The organism is Mesorhizobium sp. M7A.F.Ca.ET.027.03.2.1 (assembly GCF_003999175.1).
Lineage (GTDB): Bacteria > Pseudomonadota > Alphaproteobacteria > Rhizobiales > Rhizobiaceae > Mesorhizobium.
The window spans coordinates 1-4,692 of the sequence record NZ_RZOM01000452.1; the positions used below are offsets into that span (position 1 = coordinate 1).

Annotated in this window: 5 protein-coding genes; 3 read left to right on the forward strand and 2 right to left on the reverse strand. The window is 65.4% G+C overall.

Annotated elements, in window-relative coordinates:
* The 3 genes from EN750_RS19460 to EN750_RS19470 form a co-directional block, all read left to right on the forward strand.
* Positions 1 to 1,012: sugar ABC transporter ATP-binding protein (locus tag EN750_RS19460; protein WP_145967774.1), on the forward strand; the 1,012-nt coding region annotated here is incomplete at its 5' end.
* 53 nt (positions 1,013 to 1,065) lie between these two features.
* Positions 1,066 to 2,061 carry an ABC transporter permease gene (locus EN750_RS19465; protein WP_127397371.1) on the forward strand — a complete coding sequence of 332 codons (996 nt, stop codon included), beginning with the start codon at positions 1,066 to 1,068 and terminating at the stop codon, positions 2,059 to 2,061.
* Between the two features lie 22 nt (positions 2,062 to 2,083).
* Positions 2,084 to 2,983 carry an aldose 1-epimerase gene (locus tag EN750_RS19470; RefSeq protein ID WP_127397372.1) on the forward strand — a complete coding sequence of 300 codons (900 nt, stop codon included), beginning with the start codon at positions 2,084 to 2,086 and terminating at the stop codon, positions 2,981 to 2,983.
* A gap of 39 nt (positions 2,984 to 3,022) precedes the next feature.
* Here EN750_RS19470 and phnN read toward each other — a convergent pair whose 3' ends face one another.
* Positions 3,023 to 3,652: a phosphonate metabolism protein/1,5-bisphosphokinase (PRPP-forming) PhnN gene (gene phnN, locus EN750_RS19475; protein WP_189526323.1), complete on the reverse strand. Its 630-nt coding sequence runs from the start codon at positions 3,650 to 3,652 to the stop codon at positions 3,023 to 3,025.
* A partial coding sequence (locus tag EN750_RS19480; protein ID WP_127397373.1) for an alpha-D-ribose 1-methylphosphonate 5-triphosphate diphosphatase occupies positions 3,649 to 4,692 on the reverse strand: 1,044 nt, incomplete at its 5' end. The genes phnN and EN750_RS19480, both read right to left, overlap by 4 nt.

Here is a 4,692-nt window from a genome sequence, read left to right on the forward strand (position 1 = left end):
CCTCGACGAGCCGACATCGAGCCTGCCGCTCGCCGAGACCGACAAATTGCTCGACGTCATCAAGGTGCTGAAGGCCGACGGCATCAGCGTCATCTTCATTTCGCACCGCCTGCACGAGGTCGAGCGCGTCGCCGACCGCGTCGTCGTGCTGCGCGACGGCATGCTCGCCGGCACCTTGCCGAAGAGCGACATCGGCCACGACCAGATGGTCAAGCTGATGATCGGCCGCATGCTGAAGGAGCGCGAAAAGGCCTCGGAAGCGGCGCGTGCGCCCGGCGCCGTAGCACTTTCGGCCAAGGCCATCCGCACACCGGCCTATCCCGGCCGGCCGGTCGACCTCGACGTCAGGCGCGGCGAAATCCTCGGCCTTGCCGGGCTTGTCGGTTCCGGCCGCACCGAACTGGCGCGGGTGTTCTTCGGCATCGACTCGAAGCTCGGCGGCACGCTGGAACTCGACGGCAAGCCGCTCGCGCTGGCTTCCGCGGCCGACGCCGTCGCGCATGGCATCTTCCTGGTGCCGGAAGACCGCAAGCTCACCGGCATCCTGCTCGACCTGTCGATCGCGCAGAATATTTCGCTGCCCAATCTGCCCGCGCATGCGCGCCGCTCCCTGGTGTCCTCGAGCGCCGAGACCGCCACCGCCGAGAAGCAGAAGAAGGATCTCGGCATCAAGGCGCCTTCGGTGCAGACGCGCACCGGCACGCTGTCGGGCGGCAACCAGCAGAAGGTCGTGCTCGGCAAGTGGCTGGCCATGAACCCCAAAGTGATGATTTTGGACGAGCCGACGCGCGGCATCGACATCGGCGCCAAGGCGGAAATCTACGGGCTGATGCGGGCGCTCGCCGATGCCGGAGTCGCCGTGCTGATGATCTCGTCGGACATGGAAGAGGTGATCGGCGTGTCCGACCGCATCGCCGTCATGCATGAGGGCCAGATCTCGGGCATTCTCGACAAGGATCGGTTCAGCCAGGAAAACGTGCTGTTGCTGGCGGTCGGCAAGCAGCCGAAATAGTTCTTGCCACGGGCCGCGCAAACGCGATCCACTCAGGCATTGGGGAGAAGACGATGAGCAAGAAAGATCTCGGCCTGCTGATCCTGATCCTGGTGGTCGGGGCGATCGTGGCGATCATCAATCCGCGCTTCCTGCTGCCGATCAACCTCGCCAACACCTCGAACCTGATCGGCCTGTTCGGCATCCTGTCGATCGGCCAGGCCTTCGTCATCATCACCGGCGGCATCGAATTGTCGGTCGGCTCGGTGGTCGCGCTGCTCGGCACGCTGTTCATCGACTTCATCGCCGTGCGTGGCATGGAATGGCCGCTGGCCTTCGTGCTCATCCTGCTGCTTGGCGCCATCATCGGCCTGGCGCATGGCTGGCTGATCACAAGGCTCAAGCTGCAGCCCTTCGTCGTCACCTTGTGCGGCCTGCTGATCTACCGCGGCGTTGCCCGCTTCTACACCGCCGACGGCACGGCGGGTTTTGCCTTCGGCCAGAATTTTCCCGACCTCGAATTCCTCACCGCCGGGCGTTCCTATGGCGTACCGAACAGCTTCATCGCCCTGATCGTCATCTCGATCGTCATGTGGGTGGTGCTGCACCGCTCGGTGTTCGGCCGCTATCTCTACGCCATCGGCAAGAACGAGGAGGCGGCGAAATATTCCGGCATCCGCACCGGCCGCGTCGTCATCGCCGCCTACGTCATTTGCGGCGTGCTGACGGCGCTGTCGGCGATCTATTTCGCCATGTACACGCGCTCGATCTCACCGGCCAGCCACGGCCAGTTCTACGAACTCTACGCCATCGCCGCAGCCGTGCTCGGCGGCTTCTCGCTGCGCGGCGGTGAAGGCTCGCTGATCGGCGTCATCCTCGGCACCGTGCTGCTGCAGGAACTGCAGAACCTCGTCAACCTGCTCGGCATTCCGTCCTCGCTCAACTTCGCGGTGATGGGCGGCGTCATCCTCATCGGCGTGCTGGTCGACCAGCAATGGGGCGTGTTCCGGGAACGGCGGCTGATGGTCGACGCCACCCGCAAAAGCGCTGCCGGCGCGGCCGCGGAATAGCGCCTCGCGGCGAATGGCGGCGATGGCTGCAATTCCTGAACCGTTGACGCTCAGGGCCGGCGCGCTCGAAGCCGAACTGGTGCCGCAAATCGGCGGCAGCGTGAGCGCGCTGCGCTGGCGCGGCATCGATCTCATGCGCCGGATTTCCGATGACGATCGTGAAGCGGGCAACGTGCTTGGCGTCGCCATGTTCCCGATGATGCCCTACGCCAACCGCATCGCCGGAAACACCTTCGAGTTTCGAGCGAAGCGCTGGCGGGTCCAGCCCAACAATCCGCCCGAAACCATCAACGTGCATGGCAGCGGCTGGAAACACCCCTGGACTGTCACTGAGACGGGCGACGCCCAGGCAACGCTGTCGCTGGATATCGCAGCCAGCCTCGAACCCTACTCCTATCACGCGACGCAGGCTTTCGTGCTGTCCGAAGAAGGCCTGGGCGTGACCATGACACTGACCAACACGGGGCCGGTTTCCATGCCGTTTGGTTTCGGCCTGCATCCCTGGTTCGATCGCGACCCGGACGTCACGCTGCAATTCAACGCCACGCGGTTCTATCTGGAAGAGCCGCAAGGTATTTCGGGCGATCCGATCACGCTTGCCCCCGAACTCGACTTCGCCGATGGCCGGCCTTTACCCGCCGGCTGGCGCAACAATGATTATGGCGGCTGGACGGGTGAGGCGACGCTTCGCTTTCCGGCGCGCGGCGCGGGTTTGCGCATCAAGGCCGATCCGATCTTCAAGCACCTGATGCTGTACGCCGACCCGGCCAAGCCTTATTTTTGCGTCGAACCGCAGACCATGGCCTCCGGTGCTTTCAACCGGGGCGGATGGAGCGATCCGGACGAGGGCGCCATCGTGCTCGCCCCAGGTGAAAGTTCGGCCGGCACGGTGTCGCTGATGCCCTTTGCGCTTGGGGCTTAAAGCGCCCATCGCGTGAACGAGGCGTCAGGAGCCGACGATCTAGATCAGGCCCGACATGTCGGAAAAAGCCATCGCCTTGCGCAGCACCTCGGCGAAGCGTTCGCCGGCCGCTTCGCGCGGGCCGCTGTTGTCGATCGAGGTGACGCCGGGCCCGGACAGAGTGACATTGGCGCTGCGCGCCAGCCGCGCCAGCACTTCGCCGCGTGACTCGCGGCCGCGCATCGCCAGACGCTCGGCCAGCACTTCAGGCGAGGCGGTGATCTCGACGATAGCCAGATTGGCATAGCGTTCGCGCAAGGAGGGGATGATCGCGCGCGACACATTGGCGACAGCGACACGGCCATTGGCAACGGACCAGTCGACATCGGCGGGGATGCCGTAGCGCAAGCCGTGCGCTTCCCAGGAGATGGCGAAGGCGCCATCGGCTTCGGCCTCGACGAAGGCGGCATCGGCCAGCGTGTCGTGGTCCTCGCTGGCGACATCGCTCGGCCGCGTGATGACGCGGCGGACGAACTCCAGCCTTGTCTCATCGGCAAAGCGGGCGCGGGCGTAGCCGATCGCTGTGTCCTTGCCGGCGCCGCTAGGGCCGACGACGGCGACGAAAACGCCATCGCGGATCGGAAACGTCTCGGCCGACAATTCCCGCTCGATCGACGCCGACACCATCATGCGACCCGGCTTCCCTGCCGCCACACGGTGCGCACGACCGGGACATGGTCGTCGACGCGCACCCGCACCAGGTCGGCGCGGCGGCCCTGTCCGATGACGCCGCGATCGGTCAGGCCAATCGCATCGGCCGGGTTTTTCGAGACCATGGCGACGGCCTGCGGCAGGGAAATGCCTTCGACGACATCGCCGAGGAAGAACGCCGACTGGATCAGGCTGAAGGGAATGTAGTCGGACGACAAGATGTCGAGCAAGCCGTCGCTGGCCAGGGTACGGGCCGAGACATTGCCCGAATGCGAGGCGCCGCGCATAACGTTGGGCGCGCCCATCAGCACGCCCATCCCGGCCTCTTTCGAGGCCCTGGCGGCCTCTACCGTGGTCGGGAATTCGGCGACGCGCACGCCCTGCTCGATCGCCTCGTCGACATGGCCTGACGTGGCGTCGTCGTGGCTGGCCAGCACGATGCCGCGCTCCTGGCAGGCGGCTGATATCACCGCCCGGTTCGGCGCCGAATTGCGCGCCGATTCGGCCATCCGCTTTTCGCAGAACAGCTTGAAGTCGCGATCGGTCAGCTTCAGCTTGCGCTGGTAATAGTAGGCATAGGTCTCGAGATCGACGAACTGGCGCTGGCCTGGCGCATGGTCCATCAACGACGCCAGCTTGATCCGCTCGTCGCCGTCGAAATTGGCGAAAGCCCTGAGGCAGTCCGGTGCCGAAACCTCGCAGCGCAGATGGATGAAATGGTCGGCGCGCAGACGGTCCTGCTTCACACTGTCCTCGATCGCGTCGGCCAGCTTGCGGATGTCGGCCGATGTCAGGTCGGCGTCTTCGTCCATGCCGACGCGCAAGGCGTCGAGCACGGTGGTGATGCCGGCGGTCGCCACCTGCGCGTCATGGGCGAGCACGGCGGCGATCGGGTTCCAGCGCACCTTGGGCCGCGGCGCGTAGTGGCCTTCGAGATGGTCGGTGTGCAATTCGACCAGCCCGGGAATGATATAGTCGCCGCCCATGTCCTCGCCGATGCGGCTGATGCCGGATTCGAT